Source organism: Rhizobium cerradonense, from assembly GCF_030182455.1.
Lineage (GTDB): Bacteria > Pseudomonadota > Alphaproteobacteria > Rhizobiales > Rhizobiaceae > Rhizobium.
This window is the reverse complement of the sequence record NZ_JAQJCK010000002.1, coordinates 559,462-578,943: the sequence shown is the minus strand read 5'-3', so window position 1 is coordinate 578,943 and position 19,482 is coordinate 559,462. Positions and strand designations below refer to the sequence as shown.

Sequence of the window (19,482 nt, the reverse complement as noted above, 5' to 3'; positions counted from 1 at the left end):
CTACCAATAGTTCGAGGGCGGCGCGTCGCCCTCCAGCTCCTTCAGCCGCCGATAGGTTGCCTTGGTCGTCCCCGGCGGCAAGGCGTCGAGCGAGAAGAAGCCGCTTTCGACGATCTCGAGATTCGGCTTGCGCGGCACGGTCTGCTCGACCTCTACACGGTAGAAGACGACGTGATCGCGCTTGCTGATGTGGTTGTTGAAATAGACGTGGAAGAGCTGGGGCCGGCCCGATATCACCAGATTGCCCTCTTCCCGCAATTCCTTCGCCAGCGCCTGCTCCACTGTCTCGTGGCGCTCGACACCGCCGCCCGGCATGTGCCAGCCGGCGACATAGGAATGCCGCACCAGGAAAATCCGTCCCTCCCTGTCGAAACAGGCCGCACGCACACCCATGGTCATGCTGCGGGTGAGCACGAAATAGCTGTGCAGCATTCTGCCGAACAGCTTGGCCCGCCAATTGCGAGCTTCGTCGGGAGCAGTGCTGTCCTTCATGCCCCGGCTCCGGCGTTGCGATCCACCACCGAAAAACCGATGTATTTGTTTTGACAATAGACTGAGCTATGTCTCATCTCATGTTCAAGCTCGCGCATATTTCCGACGTTCACCTGGGCCCCTTGCCACGGCTTTCGATCAGAGAACTGGCCTCCAAACGCATTACCGGATTTGTGAACTGGCACCGGAACCGGCGCAAGCATCTTTTTGGCGGGACGCTCGATCTTCTGCTCGAGGACATCAAGTCGAAGCAGGCCGATCATCTTGCCGTGACCGGCGATCTCGTCAATCTCGCCAGCGGCATCGAGATCCGCACCGCCGCGGAATGGCTGAAGACGCTTGGTGATCCTGCCTTCACCTCCGTCGTGCCCGGCAACCACGATGCCTATGTGCCCGGCTCCTACGAAAAGGCCATGCGCGCCTGGTATCCTTATGTCCAGGGCGACCATGCGCCTGCCGAATGGCAGGAAGACCGGCGCATTTTCCCCTATTTGCGTATTCGCGACCGTGTCGCGTTGATCGGCTGCTCGACGGCAGTGGCAACGCCTCCCTTTGCGGCCAGCGGCTTCTATTCGGCCCGGCAGGCGCGCGAAACGGTGAATATGCTGCGCGCCGCCGGCGAGGCCGGCCTTTTTCGCGTGGTGATGATCCACCACCCGCCGATCCGCGGCGCCACCAGCTTCTATAAGCGCATGATCGGCATACGCCGTTTTGCCGCCGTCGTCTCGACAGGCGGCGCCGAACTGGTCCTGCATGGCCACACGCATCTCAACACGCTGCATTGGCTGAGGGGGCAAACCGGCCCGGTGCCGGTCGTCGGTATTGCATCGGCCTCGCAAGGTCCCGGCGGGCTGAAGCCGGCCGCTGCCTACAATCTCTTCACCATTGATGGCCATCCTGGCGCCTGGGAGCTCAAGGCCGAGCGCTTCAGTCTCAATGGCCGGGGTGACGATGTAGAGGACCAAGGCGTCAATATCCTGGCGTGATAATCTGTGGCATTTTGTGAATGCCACTTTGTCGTTTCGGTGGCGTTTTCGAATATCCGGAGCTACAATTCTCTCATCGAATTTCGGGAGGGATATGATGGGCTTTGGTGTAGCGATGAAGAGTTCCGCCGTGACCGCGCTTGCCGTGGGATTTCTGTTTGGCGCCAGCCTGCAGGCCCTCGCCGCCGGCTCAGAGAGCGACGAGACAGCACCGCCGCCGAAGACCAAAACCACGACCAAATGCACGGATGGCAAAGTCTGGGACAAGGATAAAAAGGAATGCGTGAAACCGCAGAAAAGCGGTTTTAACGACGATCAGCTTTTCCAGGCAGCACGCGAGTTCGCCTATGCCGGCCAGTATGACAACGCCATCACCGTCCTGAAGCTTGCCAAGAACCAGGACGATCCCCGCATTCTCAACTATCTCGGTTATTCCAACCGCAAGGCCGGCCGCATGGAGCTCGGCATGACGTATTATCGCAAGGCCCTGCAGCGCGATGAGAATTACATCCTCGCGCGCTCCTACATGGGCCAGGCGCTGCTCGAGCAGGGCGATGTTCAGGCGGCGCGCGTGCAACTTGTTGAAATCCGCGATCGCGGCGGTGAGAACACCTGGGCCTATCGCTCGCTGCTGCAATCGCTGAATGGTCAAATCAGCTATTGAGAGGTGCGCGCACTCCATTCCTCAAGATCGCGTGAGAAGTGGAGATGAAGCGCACAACCACTTTTTGAAGACTTGCGAAACGGCACGAAAATGGTTCATACCAACACAGAACGATCCTTCGGCTCAGTTAGCTTTTTTCGAAAGAAAAGCCGTCTTTTGCCGGATGACGCCTGCAGCTCTCCAACCCCCAACGTCTCCGTGGAAAGACAATGCCTACGCCGGTAGCCGCCATCGACATCAGACGAGATCTGGTCGGCCTTCTGCCGAAGCTCCGGCGCTTCGCCTTGACACTGGCCGGCGATCTGACCGACGCCGACGAACTCGTGCAGAGCGTTTGCCAACGCGGCATTGCGAAATTCCATCTGTGGAACAATGACGGCCGGCTCGAAAGCTGGCTCTACACCATGGCCCGCCATCAATGGGTGGATGAGGCCCGACGCCATCGGCTGCGGTCTGCCACCAAGGGTGGCGCGCTGGAACAAGGCGAACTGGCAGCGCCGGGCATGCGCGCCAATCCGGTCGAAGCAAGCGAAGCGCATCAGATGGTCACATCTTTGCCCGAAGGACTTGCCAGTGTCTTCCTGCTCGTCGATGTCGAAGGGCATAGCTACAAGCAGACGGCCGACATTCTTGGCATTTCCGTGTCGACGGTAGCGTCCCGGCTTTCCGGTGCCCGCCTTCGCCTCGCTACTCAAGGTCACAGCCGCTCGCCGCGAAGGTTTTAGCATTGCAGGATATGAAAAAAATGCCGCTCGAAACTCGCCTGTCCGCCTTTATGGACGGCGAGACGAGTCGCGAGGAGAAGGAGGAGCTGGAACGGCTCATAGCCTCCGATCCGGAAGCGCGGCGGATTTTCGATGAGCTGAAGCACGGTTCCGATGTCGGCCGCAAGGCTTTTGACGAGGTGCTGAAGGAACCGGTGCCGCTGGCGCTGGTACGCTCCATCAAAAGCGCGCAGGCACCGAAGGCGCGTGAGCCCGCCCCTCGCCTTTCCCGGCCATCCCTGAAGCTTGCTCCGACCGGTCGCCAGGCGCTCGCCGCAGCCCTTATCCTCTTCGTGGTCGGCGGCGGCATCGGCTATCTCGTCGGCATGCAGCCGTCCGGCGCACCCGCTGCGGCCCCGGCCTCACCGGCGCCGAACCGCACATGGCTCGACGATATCGCCGCCTATCACCGCATCTATGCGCATCAACCCCGCCATATCGTCGAAGTACAGGCAACCGAGGTCGACGAGATCAGCAAATGGCTGACGGGCACTGTGGGCGTGAAATTCAATATACCGGATCTTGCCGCCGACGGGTTGGTCTTCCAAGGCGCACGCATGTTCATTGCCAACGGCAAACCGGTCGGCCAGTTGATCTATAAAGACCTCGACGGCGATGTCGTCGCCATCTGTTTCATGAAGGATGAAGGCGCCGCCGGCGACGGCAATTTTGACGAGACCATCAAGGATGACGTGAGCATCGTATCCTGGCATCGCAGCGGTACCGCTTATGCCGTCGTGGGCCCCTCCTCCGACGCGATGCTCGACCAGATCGCTGACCGGGTTTCGTCGGAAATTTGAGCTGGCCCTCTGGCCCTGCTTGCGACTTTCGGTTCAGCCAGTGATACTATTCATCTGCCAATCGCACCCGGAGGCTTCGTCCGATGGGGCGCATTCTGGAGATCGATCATGTCCGACATTCTGCTGACCATCCCTGAGATTGACGAACGCATCGCGGCAATAAGAGAAAATCTGCGCGAGTTGATCGAACAGGCCGCCGCATATTCCGGCGCAGCGGACGAGGAGCTAGCATCGGAGCGCATTGCCGAACAGGAAGAGGAGCTCGAACGCCTTTTGAAGCGGCGCGAGGAACTTTCCGGGCAAAAATCCTGACGGCGAAGAGACGGCGGCGCTGATTCCCTTGCCGTCTCTCGTTCGCAAGATCAGCGAGACGGCGCCGGCGAAATCGTCCTGGTGGCTTGCTCGCTTGAAAAGATGATGAAGGCGAACAACAGAACGCCAATGAAGATCACGATCGACGCTGCTGCAACGATCGGCTCCATCGCCATATTGCCAAGAAGCAAGAGATACAGTGCCGGCACAAGGACTGCGACGCCGGCCGTGTAGATGTAATATTGGATCATCGCCAGCCGTCTTTCCGCCTTTTGCGGGTTCAGTGCGTGGTAGCCGCCGAAGAGCGCCATGGTCACCCAGCCGAGAAGGTTGGCATGCGCATGAGCGCCGATGACGCTGTGATCCTCGGTGATTGCCATTTTCAGGCCTATTCCAATTCCGATGATCAGAAAGATGATGGCTGTCTTGAAATAGAGATTGGCAAGACGTGGCATGACTTCCCCCCGATAGGATTGCCGGTCGTCTAAAATATCACGTCACTCAGCCTCCCCGAAATTCAGCTTAATGGACAATAGCGGGTCAACTGCTTCGCGAGTTTCACGGAGAAGCGCCCGTATGGATTTCTCCGCCATTTCTGCTGACATCAGCACCATCATGCGTTATAGAACCGCCAAGCGACTTCAAAGGAGAGCGTTTGATGAGAACTCACGGCACAGGAAACCACCGCTGAAAAGCAGTGCCGTGAAGGGCTGCTTATTCGGCCCATCCATCAAATTGTTGTCTCCCGCCCCTGGAGGGCACTCATGTTTCGTCGCTTTGAAAAGCTCGTCGATCCATTCCAGTATTATGATGATCTGAACCCGCCGTCGGATTCATGGCGGTATCTTAAAAGCAACCTGCGCCCGTTCCGGTTCGTCATGGCAATGAGCCTTGCCCTGACCGTCATCGGTGCGGCGATCGAGATCTGGCTCATCGGCTATACCAGCCAGCTGGTGGACATTCTCGCGGCCGCTCGCCCGGATCAACTTTGGGCGTCCCACGGCACCGAATTGCTGGCCGCCGCCGCCCTTGTGCTGATCGGGCGGCCGTTCGCCGGCTATGTCAGGGAAAGCCTCGACGACATCGCGTTTCGGCCGAATGCTGAGACCCTGTTCCGCTGGCGGGCACATCGCCATGTCCTGCGGCAATCCGTCGGCTGGTTCCGCCAGGACTTTTCCGGACGCATCGCCAGCCAGGTGCGCGACATCGGCAACTCTGCGACCGGAGCGGCTTATGCGGTGCTGCATACGCTGTCGTTCGTCACGATCTATGTCGCCGGCTCGCTATGGCTCATGGCTTCGATCGATCTGCGTCTCATCTGGCCGTTGCTCGTCTGGATCTGCTGCTACCTGGGTCTGATGGCATTTGTCATACCGCGGCTCCGCCGGGCGTCCGAGGAGTTTCAAGGCGCCTATGCCTCCCTGACGGGCATGCTGGTCGATACCTACGCCAATATCGATGTCATAAAGCTCTTTGCCAATGCGGCCGAAGAAGACCGTGAAGGGCGGGAGCGCTTCGCCGCTGCCCGCAGGAAGTTTGTGCGCGTGCAAAAGCTCGAAGTCATGGTGAATTCGAGCATGCTGTTCCTGGGCAGCTTTCTTATCGTCGGCCTGGTCGGCTATGCCGTCATCCTTTGGCAGGCCGGCAGCGCGCCGCTCGGCCTGATTGCTGCTTCGCTCGCCTTGAGCTTCCGCATCACCGGCATGGCGGAATGGATGCTCGACGCCGTCTCGTCGCTGTTCGGCCATCTCGGCGCTATGCGGCAATCGCTGCTGACTGTGGCACAGCCGCTCGCCATTACGGATGAACCCGATGCCCGCCAGCTCATAGTCAACGGCGGCGCCATCACCTTCAAGTCCGTGACGCATCATTACGGCAAGGGCAATGGCGGTCTGGACGGCGTTTCGCTGCAGATCGCACCCGGCGAAAAGGTCGGCCTTGTTGGCCGCTCCGGCACCGGCAAGTCGACACTTGTCAATCTGCTGCTGCGGTTCTTCGATCCGGAAGCAGGCTCCATCGAGATCGACGGACAGAATATCCGCGGAATCTCCCAGGAGAGCCTGCGCAGACAGATCGGCATGGTGACCCAGGACGCTGCCCTGCTCCACCGCTCGGTTCGCGACAACATCGCCCATGGCGACCCCCGCTTCTCCGACAGCGCGATCGCAGCGGCGGCGGACAAGGCAGCCGCAAGCGGCTTCATCGCAGCTCTCCGGGATCATGAAGGCCACACCGGCTACGACGCCCATGTCGGCGAGCGTGGCGTCCAGCTATCGGGCGGACAGAGGCAACGCATCGCGCTTGCCCGCGCCATCCTGAAGGACGCGCCGATCCTGGTGCTCGACGAGGCGACGTCGGCTCTCGACTCGGAGGTGGAGGCCGCCATCCAGGATACGCTCTATGGCGTCATGGAGGGCAAAACTGTCATCGCGATCGCCCATCGCCTGTCGACCATCGCCCGCATGGATCGCATCGTCGTCCTCGATGAAGGGCGGATCGTCGAAGACGGTAGCCACGCCGATCTGCTCGCGCAAAACGGCATCTATGCCGCATTGTGGGCACACCAATCCGGCGGCTTCATCGGCGACGATGTCTAATTGACGATCGTGCCGGGCAGCAGGTCGACGCACCGTAGCCTCCGTCCGACACCCAAAATGCGGAGGCGACCATCAACAATGGTCGCCTCATGCCCACCCTTTGAGGCGGCGTTGGATCTTCGCTACGGTACCCGATATCATTTCACGGGTATGACAGTCGGAGCATCCTTGTTCTTCAAAAGCACAACGATGAATTTTGCGGGTTTGGTCTTGCTTGCATTGCGGCTGACCACGTGAATGTCGGACGGACCTTCATAGAAGGTCTCTCCGGGTGACAAGGTGACTTCTTTTTCCCCCTTGACCTGCATCACGATCGAGCCCTCCAGAACATAGACGAATGCATTTGCGTCATGTTTGTGAATAGGATCGGAACCTCCTGGCCCATACTCGACCGATATCATCAGCCCCTCCTTGCCAGGATAATTTGGAAGGTCCTTTTTCATGAGCGATGTGACGTGTGCAGTGTTGTCAGCGGCAGCCGACATCGTGCCGAGGAGGCAAACCGTAGCCGACACAAATAGTCCTAGAAAAATTGACTTCATCGTCGTAATCCCCTTGGTTGTTGAAGCGTAGATGCGCGTTGGCATGATTTCGTTTCGACTTCGAATGCTTCGGGCAAAAGCCTTCGCAGAGTGCGGGCATCGTTTCATACACCCAGCAATGCATCGTCTCGCACTGTTTGCGCCCATCGTTGCGAAGTCGAATCGACGAACGTGACGGTTTCATCGAGCGGCGCCCGGCCGGTGCGGGCGTAAGGCTCAGTGACGTCCTCGTACCCAATCGACATGCCGCAGAACAGGATGAGCCCTTCGCGCGGTGACAGGATCTCCGCGACGGTCTTGCGGTACACCGACCACGCCATTTGGGTGCAACTGTGCAACCCCTCGCCGCGCAGCAGCAGCATGACGGTCTGAAGGTACATGCCGACATCGGCCCATTGGGGTACACCCAAGTCGCGGTCGATATAGCAGAACAGGGCGGCGGGCGCGCCGAAACAATTCCAATTTGCGGAAGCAGCTCTCTGACTTGCCTCCCAGTCGCCGTCCGCAATGCCGAGCGCATGGTAGCGTTCATGGCCGAAGGCAGAGCGACGCTCGCGGTACGGAGACTTCAGTGTGTGCGGGTACATTTCGTATTCCCGCTCGTCCCAGGGGTCGCCTGCCGCCACGCGTTTCCCCGCGCGCTTCTTGAGCTCGGCAAGCGGCTCTCCGGTCATTACGTAGGTGTTCCATGGCTGGATGTTCGATCCGGAAGGAGCCCAAGCCGCGGCAAGCAGCACACGCTCCAGCACCGCCTTCGGGATATCCCGGTCGGTGAACTTGCGCACCGCCCGTCGACTCTTGACCGCCTCATATACGTCCATGATCGTTCACCTTCTAGTTGTCAGGTTCCCAATAACCAAGAGGTACCAATTCGAGATGAGCCGGCCAATTCTGCGCAGTGTTTGTCCGCGCACTGCATTTGGTTAGACGAAGCCATACCAATGGCTAGGCTAAGTCCTATCGACGCTCTGACTATTTCGTACTCAGTGGTTAGGTTCGGGCGCGCGCCTGGATAGCGGCCAGCTCGGCGTTTGCAGCGGCCAGCCCGCTGAACGACAAAACAAAAAATCCCCTCGACCATATCGAGGGGATTTTGTCTTCACGGCGCTTACTAACGGCTGAAAGTCAGCCCTTTTTCGCCTGAATATCGAGCACGCGGTTCGCCGCCGAGACGATCGCCTCGAGAGAAGCGGCGACGATGTTGGTATTGATCCCTGCACCGAAGAGCTTGCCGCCGGGATAGGAGGTCTCGACATAGGAGATTGCCGCGGCATTGGAGCCGTGCTGCAGCGAATGCTCGGAATAATCCTCGACCGACATCGGAATGCCGAGATAGATCGAGAGGGCATTGATGAAGCCGTCGATCGGGCCGTTGCCGCGGCCTTCGATACGCTTCACCTCGCCATTGTCGGTGATCTCCGCCGCGACGATGCGCTCACCCTTATGCGCGGGATCGGCGAAGGTGTGGTGGTCGACGAAGCGGATGCGAGCGTCGGACTGCGTCACGTAACGTTCGATGAAGTGGTCGTAGATGCGCCTCGACGGCAGCTCCTTACCCTCTTCATCGGTGATGCGCTGGATCTCCTCGCGATATTCCACCTGCAGATTGCGCGGCAGGTTGAGCCCGTAATCCTGTTGCAGGATATAAGCGATGCCGCCCTTGCCCGACTGCGAGTTGATGCGGATAATCGCCTCGTAGGTACGGCCGACATCCTGCGGATCAATCGGCAGATACGGCACTTCCCAAACCGGATGGTTGGCGACCTTCGCCGCCTTCATGCCCTTGTTGATCGCATCCTGGTGCGAGCCGGAAAAGGCGGTGTAGACCAGCTCGCCGACATAAGGGTGACGCTCGCTGATCGCCATCTGATTGGAATATTCGAAGACTTCCTTCATGCGCTCGATGTTCGAGCAATCGAGCTCGGGATCGACGCCCTGCGTGAACATGTTCAGCGCCATGGTGACGACATCGACATTGCCGGTGCGCTCGCCATTGCCGAACAGCGTACCTTCAACACGGTCGGCGCCGGCCATCAAGGCCAGTTCGGCAGCGGCAATACCGGTGCCGCGGTCATTGTGCGGATGCAGCGAAATGATCAGGTTTTCGCGATTGTCGAGATTGCGGCACATCCACTCGATCTGGTCGGCATAGATGTTCGGTGTTGCCATTTCGACGGTCGACGGCAGGTTGATAATCAGCTTGTTGTCCGGCGTCGGCTTCACCACTTCGATGACGGCGTTGCAGATTTCCAGCGCCACCTCCAGTTCGGTGCCGGTAAAGCTTTCCGGTGAATATTCGAAGCGATAGCCCCCGCCCGCTTTGGCCGCCATGTCGGTGATCATCTTGGCCGCGTCGACGGCGATCTCCTTGATGCCCTTCACATCCTTGGCGAACACCACGCGGCGCTGCAATTCGCTGGTAGAATTGTAGAAATGCACGATCGGCTTATTGGCGCCTTCCAGCGCCTCGAAGGTGCGGGTGATCAGCTCCGGGCGGCACTGCACGAGAACCTGCAGCGACACGTCGGCCGGCACATTGCCGTGCTCGATGCACCAGCGGGCGAAATCAAAATCGGTCTGCGATGCCGACGGGAAACCGATCTCGATTTCCTTGAAGCCCATCTCCAGCAACAGATGGAACATGCGCGCCTTGCGGTCGTGGCCCATCGGATCGACCAGCGCCTGGTTGCCGTCGCGCAAATCGACGGAGCACCAGATCGGCGCCTTGGTGATGGTTTTCGAAGGCCAGGTTCGATCGGGAATATTGATCTGCGGGTAAGCGCGGTATTTCACCGCTGCCTCGGGCATGCCTTTGGGGGAATGGCTGTTCGCGTCCATGTTTCGTCTCTTCCTTTCCCGTCATTTGCCCCGCGTCTTAGCCGATCGTACGCGGCTTGGCGATGACAAATACGGACCCGCTACGGGGTATCCTGTCGATTTTGGGGATATGTCGCGAGGAGCAATGGCCGGGCGGGCTCTACGGCCGCCGAGCGCTCCTCAAAGGACCCGGCAACCGCGCGTAAGGCCGAGAAGAAGAAGCGAAGTAAGGGCGCGCGTATTGTCACGCAGGGCAACGCGCCCACGTGCAATCTGTTCGGAAATCTTTGCGCCAGTCGTCTTCATGGTCGCGCTTATAGCCGCGCCATAAAAAAGAAGCAACCCCTTGCTCACCGTTTGAGCACTTGCACCCCATGCGACAGCGCCATCATCAATCCGCCGGCGATCAGCCCCCAGAAGGCGCCCGAGATGCCACCGAAGGAAACGCCTGATGCCGTGACGAGGAAGGTGATCGCGGCCGCCTCGCGCGATTCCGCCTTTTGAAAAGCATTCATGGCAGAGTTGGACAAAGCGCCGACCAGCGCCAGGCCGGCGACAGCTTCGATCAGGATCGGCGGCGCCAGTGCCACGAAGGCGGTAACGGCGCCTGCCAGCAATCCGAGGATGATGTAGACGACCCCCGCGGTGATTGCCGCCCAATAGCGCCGCTTTGGATCGGCATGGGCGTCCTGCCCGGCGCACATGGCGGCGGTGATCGCGGCAAGATTGACGGCATGGCCGCCGAAGGGTGCGCTCAACAGCGAAAACAGGCCGGTCACGGCAAAGAGCGGGCCGGGCTTCGGATCATAGTGGTGGACCTTCAGCACCGCGATGCCCGGAATATTCTGCGACGCCATGGTGACGATGAAAAGCGGCAGCGCGATGGAGACGAGGCCGGCGACCGTGAAGGTCGGCTTCACCAGTTCGAGGCTCGGCATCAGCGAATGCTCAAGCGATGCCAGCGCTCCATCGGGCACCTTCACGCCGAAAGCCAGCACCAGCGCAAAAGCGGCAAGCGCCGCCGGAACGGCCCAAAGCCGTTTGAAGGCCCCAACCACGATCCAGGCGATGATAATGGGCAGGCCAAGCAATGGATCGAAGGCGATGGCCTTCACAGGCGCAAAGCAAAGTCCGAGCAGCACGCCGGCCAGCATGGCGTTCGCCAGCGCCGCCGGAATAGCTGCGACGGCGCGTCCGAGCGGCCGGAACAGGCCAGCAATCACGATCAGCACCGCACAGATCAAAAAGGCGCCGACCGCTACCGGAAAGCCGCCCTCTACGGCGCCCGCGCTTGCCAGAAGTGCTGCTCCCGGCGTCGACCAGGCAATGCTGACCGGCAGCTTCGTCGCCAGGCTGAGCACGATCGCGCAAAGCCCCATCGCGATCGACAGGGCCGTCAATCCGGACGCGGCCTGCGCGTCCGTGGCGCCGACCGCCTGCAACCCATGCAGAACGACCGCGAAGGAGCTGGCAAAACCTACAAAGGCGGTAAGGCAGCCCATGAACAGGCTTTGGACGGAAAAATCTTTGAGCATGGCGGCGGCTGGAGACTCGTGGATGCGGTGAAAAGCGCATGGAGCATCACAAGCGGCGGTCGTGCAAGTGCAGTTTGACGAAAGAATGCAGCCGTGTCAGGCAACGCACGGGGGCAGCCGCATTTCGAGCGGACGGACTGCGGCGATTTTCGCCAGGGCAATCCGGGCCAGAGAGCGCCCCTCGATTGGCAGAAGAGCTTGAAAAGGGATTGCGCACCAAACATCAAACTTGTGTAGTCAAACGCATCTAGGTTTCTGAATTTCAGTCGGCTGAAATCGATAGATGCGTAAAGGGGGAACGATTCATGTATTACGCTATCCTGGCCTATCACGAAGAGGGAGTGGTCGAATCCTGGACCAAGGAGGAGGATGCGGCGTTGATGACCGAACTCCTCCAGGTGAATGATCGCCTCGTTCAGGAAAAGTCTCTGGGACCGGCCGCGCGGCTTGGCCCGACCGAACGCGCGGTGACGCTGCGGGGCAAGGGTGCCGGCATCGTCACGGACGGCCCCTTTGCTGAAACCAAGGAGCAATTGCTGGGCTTCTATGTCGTGGATTTTCCAACGCTAGAGGCAGCGGTCGCAGCCGCGCGCGACCTCCGACGCGTCAATCCGACGGCAGTCTATGAGATCAGGCCGATTTCGCTTTATCTGCCCGGCGCGCCGCTGGTATCGCGGGATGAGGAATAGCGCCAACACAAAAGCGCCCTCGCCTGCCTTTGGGCAAACGAGGGCGCTTTGACTGAGCAAAGAGCCGTCAGATCAAATCTCGGCCTGCGACGTCACGATCCGCGAAACCAGGCCGTAAGCCTTAGCCTCTTCCGCAGACAGCCAGTAGTCGCGGTCCGTGTCCTTGGCGATGCGCTCGACCGGCTGGCCGGTGGCTTCCGAGAAGATCTTGTTCAGGCGTTCGTTCATCTTGATGATCTCGCGAGCCTGAATTTCGATATCGGAGGCCATGCCGCGGGTACCGCCGGACGGTTGGTGCAGCAGGAAGCGGGTGTTCGGCAGGCAGATGCGGCGCTCCTTGGGGGCGGCGACGTAAATCAGTGCACCCGCGGAAGCGACCCAGCCGGAACCGATCATCCAGACCTTCGGCTTGATGAACTTGATCATATCGTGAATGGAATCGCCGGATTCGACGTGGCCGCCGGGCGAATTCACGTAGATCCGGATATCCTCATCGCTGGCGGCCGCGAGTGCCACGAGCTGCGAGCAGACCTTCTGCGCCAGTTCCTGCGTAATGCCGCCATAGATGAAGATCGAGCGCGATTTGAAAAGATTCGCCTCCGCGTCCTTGCCCAAGGGCAGCTCTTTCGTCTTTTCTTCCTGTTCGTCTTCGTCGTTCATTCGCAAGTCTCCAGCAGATGTATCCTACCGCACATAATGCGACTCCATGCGTAAAACAATGCCGGAAAAAGGCAAGGCGTGAATAGCCAGGGAAAGCATGGCGTTATGGTTGCGGATTACCGAATTGTAACTTGAAGAGGCTTTGAAAAGCCGGAATTCCATCCTACGTCAGGTGGGCGCGACGAGAATCGCGCCCGGAATTTGCAGCAACAGATCGCCAAGGAGGCCATCATGTCGCCTGAAGAACGTCAAATGCTCGCTTCCCTCTTCGATCGCGTCCGCACTACGGCGAGCACCCAGCGCGATGCCGATGCGGAAGCCTTCATCAATCAATCGGTTCGCGAGCAGCCCTATGCGCCCTATTTCCTTGCGCAAGCCGTGCTCATACAGGAACAGGGCATGAAGGCTGCGGCCGACCGTATCCAGCAGCTCGAAGCACGCGTGCACGAGCTGGAACAGCAGGGCGCCGACACTCACCCGCAGGCCCAGAGCGGCAGCTTCCTCGGCGGCCTCGGCTCGCTGTTCGGCGGCAACCAGCAGCAGCGCGTCCCTGCTCCACAAGCCCCGCAGCAGCAGGGCCGTCTCTATGACGATTATGCCCGCAACGCTCCGCAACCGGGCCCATGGGGCGGCCAGCAACAGCCGACCGGTCCCTGGAACCCGCAGGCCGGCGCTCCCTCCGCGGGCGGCAGCTTCCTGCGCGGCGCCCTTGGCACGGCGGCAGGCGTTGCCGGCGGCGTGATGCTGGCGGAATCGCTCTCCAGCCTGTTCAGCCCGCATCTCGGCGGCACCGCGGCAGGCTCGGGCCTTGGCGGCCTTTTCGGCGGGACTTCCGCCAACGCAGCCGAACAGCCGGTTCAGGAAACGATCATCAACAACAACTATTTCGGCAACGACGACAAGAACGATCAGAACGACAATGATCAGACCAATGTCGACTACGCCTCGAACGATCAGGACGACGACTACGATGATTCGTCGGACAATGGCGGCGACGACAGCTCGTTCGCGTAATACCGATCGCCTCTAATGACAAAAGCCGCCCTCCCTTCGGAGGGGGGCTTTTTCAATTTCAGCCACGCCCGCGATAGGGTTGCACGCCCTGATCCGGTAGCCACACGCCCTCGGGCGGCTTGCCCGTCTGCCAGAATACATCGATCGGGATACCGCCTCGGGGATACCAGTAGGCACCGATGCGCAGCCACTTCGGCTCCAGCAATTCGACCAGCCGCTTGGCGATGTAGATCGAGCAATCCTCATGGAAGGCGCCGTGGTTGCGGAAGGAATGCAGGAAGAGCTTCAGCGACTTCGATTCCACCAGCCATTCGTTGGGCACATAGTCGATGACGATATGAGCAAAATCCGGCTGTCCGGTCATCGGGCAGAGCGAGGTGAATTCCGGTGCGGTGAAACGCACGACATAGTCCGTGCCGGCATGGCCGGACGGCACTTTTTCGAGAACGGCAGCTTCGGGGTTCGCGGCCGTTTCGGTCTGGCTGCCGAGCATCGACAGGCCGGAAACATCCGTTGTAGGCATCTTAGGTCTCCTTGATCACTTTAACGCGGATGCCATGGGCCTTCTCGCCCTCGGGCTCCACGTGAATGGTTATTTCTGCGCCCGCATGGATCGCCCGTATGGCGTCTTCAAGGCGGTCGCAAATGCGATGGGCCTCGCGGACCGGCATCGCCGCTGGCACGACTAGGTGGAAGTCGACGAAAGTGACGGCACCCGCCCGGCGCGTCTTCAGATCATGCACGCCGAGAGAGCCGTTGGCATGCGTCGCGATCGCCTCCTTGATCACCGCTTCCTCTTCGGGCAGGACGGCCTTGTCCATCAGCCCGTCGATGGAATTGGAGATGACTTTCCAGCCTTGATAGAGAATGTTGACGGCGACGAGAATTGCAAGCACCGGGTCGAAGATCGGGTAGCCGGTGCCAAGCGCCAGCAGCAGGCCGATGAGCACACCAACCGACGTATAGACATCGGACATGATGTGCTGCCCATCCGCCGTCAGCGCCGGCGAGCGGTGTTCGTGCCCGGCGCGGATCAAAGTCAGTGCCCACAGGGCATTGATGATACCGGCGGCAAAGTTGATGGCAAGACCGAGGGCAGGCGCCTGCAGCGGTTGCGGATTGCTCAAATGCCCCACCGCCTCCTGTACGATCATCAGCGCAGCGACGACGATCATCGCACCCTCGGTGACGGCCGAGAGATATTCCGCCTTATGGTGGCCGAAGGGATGGTCATGATCCGCCGGCTTCTGCGCATAGCGGATGACGAAGAAAGCGATGAAAGCGGCCACGACATTGACGAAGGACTCCAGACCGTCCGACAACAGCGCGACGGAGCCCGTGACCCACCAAGCGACCATCTTCAGCGCCATGACGCCTAGCGATAGCGGAATGCCCCAGAGGGCCAGCCGCCGTATCGTCTGGTTGCCCTGTCCGTTCATGCGTTTCTCCAATGCGGATGCGCGCCTGCATATGCGAACGAATTGCAAGAACCGCGCCATTCAAATGCAAAACCGCCCGCGCGAAAATCGCGCAGGCGGCTTATTGAGGCTCATATGATGCAGAATACACCATTTGTCAAAGGACGGCTCGGGCCTAGCGCATCACAATTTATCCCAAATGGCCCGCTTAAACAAAGTCGAGCGGCAAGGGCGATTGCCGGCCGATCCTATGCTTGCCTGTGAAAATCATGATGGCACCTTCCCGTGCGAGCGCGCACTGAGCTATACAGCAACCCATTAAGCCCCAGCGAACGGCATTCCGCCACGAAACGTCGCCGCTCCCTCCAAATCCACGGTGGAACATGCCCGCTCTTGATGAACCCTCTCATTCGTACGACACCGCTTCGCTCGCCGATGTGTCGCCAAAGGAAGCGGATCATCTGATAGCAGCCTGTGCGTTTTCGGAGGAGGAACGCGCCGCCGTCTACCGCGCCATCGAAACCCGCCGCGACGTCCGCGATCAGTTCCGGTCTGATCCCCTGCCCGAAGATCTCGTGAGACGGCTGCTCGAGGCAGCCCATCGCGCGCCGTCCGTCGGTTTCATGCAGCCGTGGAACTTCATTCTGATCCGGCAACCGGAGACGCGGGACCGCGTGTGGCAGGCTTTCAACCAGGCGAACGAAGAAGCCTGCCGGATGTTCGAAGGCGATCGCCGCGCGCAATATCAGCGGCTGAAACTCGAAGGCATCCGCAAGGCGCCGCTCAGTATCTGCATCACCTGCGATACCCGGCGCGGCGGACCTGTTGTGCTCGGGCGAACGCACAATCCCGCAACGGACGTCTATTCGACGGTCTGCGCCGTTCAAAATCTCTGGCTTGCCGCCCGCGCCGAAGGTGTCGGGGTCGGCTGGGTGAGCATTTTTCATGAGGACGCTATCAAGGGCATCCTGAACATACCGGAGCACGTCAAAATCGTCGCATGGCTGTGCATCGGTTACGTCGACGAACTCTACGACATGCCCGAGCTGGCAGTGAAGGGATGGCGCGACCGCCTGCCGCTCGACAAGTTGATTTTCGAGGAGTGCTGGCGGAACGATCAGGACACTTCCGAGCAGCCTTGATCAGCGCTAATCCATCTTAGTGGACGCGAAACGATCGCGATCATTATGCAGGCTGAGCGACAGCCGCAACATCCAGGGCAGCGCCGTCCATAGGCCCGAAGTCAATCCCGCTTGCCTCAACCCCGCCGCCGTCCACGTATTGCACCCCATCAGCGCATTGAAATATCCCCGCGCCTCGAAGAATGCATCATTCTCGCTGTAGTTGCTACCCGGCAAGGACACCGGCCCGCTATCCGCCTGCACGAGACTGCCCAGGATGAATTGCTGCAATCGCTTAAGCCCGCCGTCATCGATGTTGAGCACGGTCACACCGGGCGCACTTTCGGGTATCTCACCGGCCAGTTCCGCATGAATGACAGACCGATCCAAGGTAAAGCTCTTCAGCACCGGCCCTGTCTTCAGATCCGCCCAGGTCCGCGTCTCGGTATAGAAACGCCTGCCGCCCCAGCCGAAAATGAGGTAGTGCAGGTTCGGGTTGTCGAGATCGAGCCCGGCTGTCCGCAGGAACGCAAAGCGGCTCAAGAGATCGGCATCGACGGGAATGGCGATATCCGTGTGGATGGGATTGCTGAGCACGAGGATGCGACGCGAGCGCTCCGGCACCGCCGGCCCATCATGCCAGAGCGGACGCGGCACCACGATGCCGAGGACGACGATCACGACAAGCGCAAGTATCGCGATCAGAACGCGTTTGAATATCTTTGAAATCACCGACCGTAAGCCCCTACCGACATTGAATGTCTTCAGGGCTTGTTGGCCTCTTTCAAGGCAAAAAACATCCCCATGCACTTTTTTCGTGTGCACGGGTTTGTTCAAGCATCAGTGGCTGCGATTTTGCGTCACGCAGCCTTGGTTTTTGCCCGCCGCGCCAGATGAGCGACGACGTTCTCGATCATCCGCATGCCGGCATCGCCGCCGAGCGTCATGATCGATTCCGGATGGAACTGCACGGCCGCGATCGGCTCCTTCACATGCTCGATGCCCATGATCGTGCCGTCCTCGCTTTCGGCCGTGATCATGAAGTCACGCGGCAAGCTGGACGGATCGGCAAAGATCGAATGATAGCGCCCGACGGTCACCTCACGGCCGAGGCCAGAGAAAACCAGACCGGGCTCCAACACGCGGATGCGTGAGGGCTTGCCATGCATCGGGATCGCCAGATGGCGTAGCTCGCCGCCATAGGCTTCGGCAAGCGCCTGCAAGCCCAGGCAGACGCCGAAGATCGGCAGATTGCGCGCCCTCGTCTTTTTGATGGTCGCCTTGCAATCGAAATCTTTCGGGTTGCCGGGACCTGGCGACAGCACGACCAAATCCGGATCCAGCCGGTCGAAAACCTCTTCCGGCACGGGCGTACGCACGGTCGAAACCGTCGCACCGGTCTGGCGGAAGTAATTCGCCAGCGTGTGCACGAAACTGTCTTCATGGTCTACGAGCAGGATCTTCACGCCCTTGCCGACCGAGGCGACGTCGCGCTGCTGCTTGCCGGAATTCGCAGCCTTGGCATCACGGATAGCGGACAACATGGCGGATGCCTTCAATTCGGTTTCTGCTTCTTCTTCTTCTGGGATGGAGTCGTTCAGCAATGTAGCGCCAGCACGAACCTCGGCAATGCCGTCCTTGATGCGCACGGTGCGCAGTGTCAGGCCGGTATTCATGTCGCCGTTGAAGCCGACCATGCCGATCGCGCCGCCATACCATGCGCGCGGGCTCTTTTCATGGTTCTCGATAAAGCGCATTGCCCATAGCTTCGGTGCGCCGGTGACGGTGACGGCCCAAGCGTGGCTGAGGAACCCGTCAAAAGCATCCATATCGTCGCGCAGGCGGCCCTCGATATGGTCGACCGTGTGGATCAACCGCGAATACATCTCGATCTGCCGGCGGCCGATGACCTTCACCGAGCCTGGCTCGCAGACGCGGCTCTTGTCGTTACGGTCGACGTCCGAGCACATGGTCAGCTCGGACTCGTCCTTCTTGGAATTCAAAAGCTTCAGGATCTGCTCGCTGTCGGCGATCGGATCGTCGCCGCGCTTGATCGTGCCGGAGATCGGGCAGGTTTCGATGCGGCGGCCCGAGACGCGAACGAACATTTCCGGCGAAGCGCCGACGAGATATTCCTGATTGCCGAGATTGATGAAGAAGGAATAGGGAGACGGATTGATCGCTTTCAGCCGCTTGGAGATATCGGAGGGCTTGCTCTCGCAGCGTTCCATGAACTTCTGGCCCGGAACGACTTCGAAGAGATCGCCCTTGCGGAAACTTTCCTTCGCCTTGACCACCAGCTCGGCATATTCGCCGGGGCGATGATCGCTCTTCGGGGGAATGGTGCTCGTCTGACGGAACGGCTCGGCAGCGATGTCGCCGGACTTGCCTTCGGTGGAGACGCCGCCCTTGGCGAAATCGTAACGATCGATCCAGGCCTTAGCGGAGTAGTTGTCGACCACCAGGATTTCGTCCGGCAGATAAAGCACCATGTCGCGCTGATCGTCGGGACGCTTGAGCTTCAGATCGATCGCATCAAACTGGAAAGCGAGATCGTAGCCGAAGGCACCGTAGAAGCCGATGCTGGCGTCGGCCTGCGAGTAGAAGAGATCGGTCACGGCGCGCAGCACCGTGAAGACGGTCGGCATCTTCGAGCGCTCTTCCTCAGTGAAGACACGATCCGGCATCTTTACCGCCAGATCGAGCCGGCGCGGCGTTGAGGCACCAAGCACGACCTCGGAAACGGTCTTCAGCTTCTCCGCGATGAAGCCGAGAATGACCTCGCCACGCTCGTTATAAGCTTCGATCCAGACATTGCGTCCATTGCAGGAAAGACCAAGCGGCGGATCGACGATGGCGGTATCCCAACGGGTGTAGCGGCCGGGATATTCGTAGTTCGACGAAAACACCGCGCCGCGGCGCTCGTCGAGCTTGTCGATATAGGACGAAACCGCATCCGCATAAGGCGTCGGCCGGCGCTGCCGGGTGACGGTGATCCCGCCCTTCGTCTCGTAGATTTCCGCACCATCATCCCGAAGGATCGTTACCATTGTTCCTCACTCCGTTGTCGG

Annotated in this window: 20 protein-coding genes; 9 read left to right on the top strand and 11 right to left on the bottom strand. The window is 60.0% G+C overall.

Annotation, left to right across the window (positions count from 1 at the left end):
* Complete coding sequence (locus PH547_RS06960; RefSeq protein WP_285167854.1) at positions 1-492, bottom strand: NUDIX domain-containing protein; 492 nt, start codon at positions 490-492, stop codon at positions 1-3.
* Positions 493-560: 68 nt separating this feature from the next.
* Here PH547_RS06960 and PH547_RS06955 point away from each other — a divergent pair, with 68 nt between their 5' ends.
* The 5 genes from PH547_RS06955 (at position 561) to PH547_RS06935 (ending at position 4,018) form a co-directional block, all read left to right on the top strand.
* Positions 561-1,478, top strand: a complete 918-nt coding sequence (locus PH547_RS06955) for a metallophosphoesterase family protein (RefSeq protein WP_245463868.1) — start codon at positions 561-563, stop codon at positions 1,476-1,478.
* Positions 1,479-1,575: 97 nt separating this feature from the next.
* Positions 1,576-2,142, top strand: coding sequence for a tetratricopeptide repeat protein (locus PH547_RS06950; RefSeq protein WP_104823772.1), 567 nt, complete (start codon positions 1,576-1,578; stop codon positions 2,140-2,142).
* 209 nt (positions 2,143-2,351) lie between these two features.
* Positions 2,352-2,867 (top strand): RNA polymerase sigma factor, encoded by a 516-nt coding sequence (locus PH547_RS06945; protein ID WP_104823773.1) that lies wholly within the window; start codon positions 2,352-2,354, stop codon positions 2,865-2,867.
* Between the two features lie 20 nt (positions 2,868-2,887).
* On the top strand, positions 2,888-3,706 hold the full coding sequence (locus PH547_RS06940) for an anti-sigma factor (protein ID WP_285167853.1): 819 nt from the start codon (positions 2,888-2,890) through the stop codon (positions 3,704-3,706).
* A gap of 108 nt (positions 3,707-3,814) precedes the next feature.
* Complete coding sequence (locus PH547_RS06935; RefSeq protein ID WP_104823775.1) at positions 3,815-4,018, top strand: hypothetical protein; 204 nt, start codon at positions 3,815-3,817, stop codon at positions 4,016-4,018.
* Between the two features lie 50 nt (positions 4,019-4,068).
* Here PH547_RS06935 and PH547_RS06930 read toward each other — a convergent pair whose 3' ends face one another.
* Positions 4,069-4,473 (bottom strand): hypothetical protein, encoded by a 405-nt coding sequence (locus tag PH547_RS06930; RefSeq protein WP_285167852.1) that lies wholly within the window; start codon positions 4,471-4,473, stop codon positions 4,069-4,071.
* 309 nt (positions 4,474-4,782) lie between these two features.
* Between PH547_RS06930 and PH547_RS06925 the strand changes: the two genes are divergently transcribed.
* Positions 4,783-6,615 (top strand): ABC transporter ATP-binding protein, encoded by a 1,833-nt coding sequence (locus PH547_RS06925; RefSeq protein WP_285167851.1) that lies wholly within the window; start codon positions 4,783-4,785, stop codon positions 6,613-6,615.
* Positions 6,616-6,752: 137 nt separating this feature from the next.
* Here the strand turns inward: PH547_RS06925 and PH547_RS06920 are convergent, their stop codons facing one another.
* From PH547_RS06920 to PH547_RS06905, 4 genes are all read right to left on the bottom strand, one after another.
* Positions 6,753-7,157, bottom strand: a complete 405-nt coding sequence (locus PH547_RS06920) for a cupin domain-containing protein (RefSeq protein ID WP_283051295.1) — start codon at positions 7,155-7,157, stop codon at positions 6,753-6,755.
* 104 nt (positions 7,158-7,261) lie between these two features.
* A complete protein-coding gene (locus tag PH547_RS06915; RefSeq protein ID WP_104823778.1) occupies positions 7,262-7,978 on the bottom strand; it encodes a nitroreductase in 717 nt (238 codons plus the stop codon).
* Positions 7,979-8,282: 304 nt separating this feature from the next.
* Complete coding sequence (gene leuA, locus PH547_RS06910; protein WP_104823779.1) at positions 8,283-9,995, bottom strand: 2-isopropylmalate synthase; 1,713 nt, start codon at positions 9,993-9,995, stop codon at positions 8,283-8,285.
* A 329-nt stretch (positions 9,996-10,324) separates the two neighbouring features.
* Positions 10,325-11,509 carry a benzoate/H(+) symporter BenE family transporter gene (locus PH547_RS06905; protein ID WP_260303077.1) on the bottom strand — a complete coding sequence of 395 codons (1,185 nt, stop codon included), beginning with the start codon at positions 11,507-11,509 and terminating at the stop codon, positions 10,325-10,327.
* A 305-nt stretch (positions 11,510-11,814) separates the two neighbouring features.
* Between PH547_RS06905 and PH547_RS06900 the strand changes: the two genes are divergently transcribed.
* The gene (locus tag PH547_RS06900; RefSeq protein ID WP_104823782.1) at positions 11,815-12,198 is read left to right on the top strand and encodes a YciI family protein; all 384 of its coding nucleotides are present in this window, start codon (positions 11,815-11,817) and stop codon (positions 12,196-12,198) included.
* A 72-nt stretch (positions 12,199-12,270) separates the two neighbouring features.
* On the opposite strand, the gene PH547_RS06895 is transcribed toward PH547_RS06900, so the two are convergent.
* On the bottom strand, positions 12,271-12,858 hold the full coding sequence (locus PH547_RS06895; protein WP_104823783.1) for an ATP-dependent Clp protease proteolytic subunit: 588 nt from the start codon (positions 12,856-12,858) through the stop codon (positions 12,271-12,273).
* A gap of 231 nt (positions 12,859-13,089) precedes the next feature.
* Here PH547_RS06895 and PH547_RS06890 point away from each other — a divergent pair, with 231 nt between their 5' ends.
* On the top strand, positions 13,090-13,872 hold the full coding sequence (locus PH547_RS06890; protein WP_104825161.1) for a DUF2076 domain-containing protein: 783 nt from the start codon (positions 13,090-13,092) through the stop codon (positions 13,870-13,872).
* A 58-nt stretch (positions 13,873-13,930) separates the two neighbouring features.
* Here PH547_RS06890 and queF read toward each other — a convergent pair whose 3' ends face one another.
* Together queF and PH547_RS06880 are read right to left on the bottom strand one after the other, a co-directional pair.
* Positions 13,931-14,395, bottom strand: coding sequence for a preQ(1) synthase (gene queF / locus PH547_RS06885; protein ID WP_104823784.1), 465 nt, complete (start codon positions 14,393-14,395; stop codon positions 13,931-13,933).
* Between the two features lies 1 nt (position 14,396).
* Positions 14,397-15,311 (bottom strand): cation diffusion facilitator family transporter, encoded by a 915-nt coding sequence (locus tag PH547_RS06880; RefSeq protein ID WP_104823785.1) that lies wholly within the window; start codon positions 15,309-15,311, stop codon positions 14,397-14,399.
* Between the two features lie 362 nt (positions 15,312-15,673).
* Between PH547_RS06880 and bluB the strand changes: the two genes are divergently transcribed.
* Positions 15,674-16,432: a 5,6-dimethylbenzimidazole synthase gene (gene bluB / locus PH547_RS06875; protein WP_245463869.1), complete on the top strand. Its 759-nt coding sequence runs from the start codon at positions 15,674-15,676 to the stop codon at positions 16,430-16,432.
* A 6-nt stretch (positions 16,433-16,438) separates the two neighbouring features.
* Here the strand turns inward: bluB and PH547_RS06870 are convergent, their stop codons facing one another.
* Together PH547_RS06870 and PH547_RS06865 are read right to left on the bottom strand one after the other, a co-directional pair.
* Positions 16,439-17,143: a TIGR02117 family protein gene (locus tag PH547_RS06870; protein WP_350223731.1), complete on the bottom strand. Its 705-nt coding sequence runs from the start codon at positions 17,141-17,143 to the stop codon at positions 16,439-16,441.
* A gap of 128 nt (positions 17,144-17,271) precedes the next feature.
* Positions 17,272-19,461, bottom strand: a complete 2,190-nt coding sequence (locus PH547_RS06865; RefSeq protein ID WP_104823787.1) for an anthranilate synthase — start codon at positions 19,459-19,461, stop codon at positions 17,272-17,274.
* Positions 19,462-19,482: the final 21 nt, after the last annotated feature.

Excerpts from the sequence above, each read along its gene's own strand:
- PH547_RS06960 (WP_285167854.1), bottom strand. The coding sequence starts at position 492 with ATGAAGGACAGCACTGCTCCCGACGAAGCTCGCAATTGGCGGGCCAAG.
- PH547_RS06955 (WP_245463868.1), top strand. The coding sequence starts at position 561 with ATGTCTCATCTCATGTTCAAGCTCGCGCATATTTCCGACGTTCACCTG.
- PH547_RS06950 (WP_104823772.1), top strand. The coding sequence starts at position 1,576 with ATGGGCTTTGGTGTAGCGATGAAGAGTTCCGCCGTGACCGCGCTTGCC.
- PH547_RS06945 (WP_104823773.1), top strand. The coding sequence starts at position 2,352 with ATGCCTACGCCGGTAGCCGCCATCGACATCAGACGAGATCTGGTCGGC.
- PH547_RS06940 (WP_285167853.1), top strand. The coding sequence starts at position 2,888 with ATGCCGCTCGAAACTCGCCTGTCCGCCTTTATGGACGGCGAGACGAGT.
- PH547_RS06935 (WP_104823775.1), top strand. The coding sequence starts at position 3,815 with ATGTCCGACATTCTGCTGACCATCCCTGAGATTGACGAACGCATCGCG.
- PH547_RS06930 (WP_285167852.1), bottom strand. The coding sequence starts at position 4,473 with ATGCCACGTCTTGCCAATCTCTATTTCAAGACAGCCATCATCTTTCTG.
- PH547_RS06925 (WP_285167851.1), top strand. The coding sequence starts at position 4,783 with ATGTTTCGTCGCTTTGAAAAGCTCGTCGATCCATTCCAGTATTATGAT.
- PH547_RS06920 (WP_283051295.1), bottom strand. The coding sequence starts at position 7,157 with ATGAAGTCAATTTTTCTAGGACTATTTGTGTCGGCTACGGTTTGCCTC.
- PH547_RS06915 (WP_104823778.1), bottom strand. The coding sequence starts at position 7,978 with ATGGACGTATATGAGGCGGTCAAGAGTCGACGGGCGGTGCGCAAGTTC.
- leuA (WP_104823779.1), bottom strand. The coding sequence starts at position 9,995 with ATGGACGCGAACAGCCATTCCCCCAAAGGCATGCCCGAGGCAGCGGTG.
- PH547_RS06905 (WP_260303077.1), bottom strand. The coding sequence starts at position 11,509 with ATGCTCAAAGATTTTTCCGTCCAAAGCCTGTTCATGGGCTGCCTTACC.
- PH547_RS06900 (WP_104823782.1), top strand. The coding sequence starts at position 11,815 with ATGTATTACGCTATCCTGGCCTATCACGAAGAGGGAGTGGTCGAATCC.
- PH547_RS06895 (WP_104823783.1), bottom strand. The coding sequence starts at position 12,858 with ATGAACGACGAAGACGAACAGGAAGAAAAGACGAAAGAGCTGCCCTTG.
- PH547_RS06890 (WP_104825161.1), top strand. The coding sequence starts at position 13,090 with ATGTCGCCTGAAGAACGTCAAATGCTCGCTTCCCTCTTCGATCGCGTC.
- queF (WP_104823784.1), bottom strand. The coding sequence starts at position 14,395 with ATGCCTACAACGGATGTTTCCGGCCTGTCGATGCTCGGCAGCCAGACC.
- PH547_RS06880 (WP_104823785.1), bottom strand. The coding sequence starts at position 15,311 with ATGAACGGACAGGGCAACCAGACGATACGGCGGCTGGCCCTCTGGGGC.
- bluB (WP_245463869.1), top strand. The coding sequence starts at position 15,674 with ATGCCCGCTCTTGATGAACCCTCTCATTCGTACGACACCGCTTCGCTC.
- PH547_RS06865 (WP_104823787.1), bottom strand. The coding sequence starts at position 19,461 with ATGGTAACGATCCTTCGGGATGATGGTGCGGAAATCTACGAGACGAAG.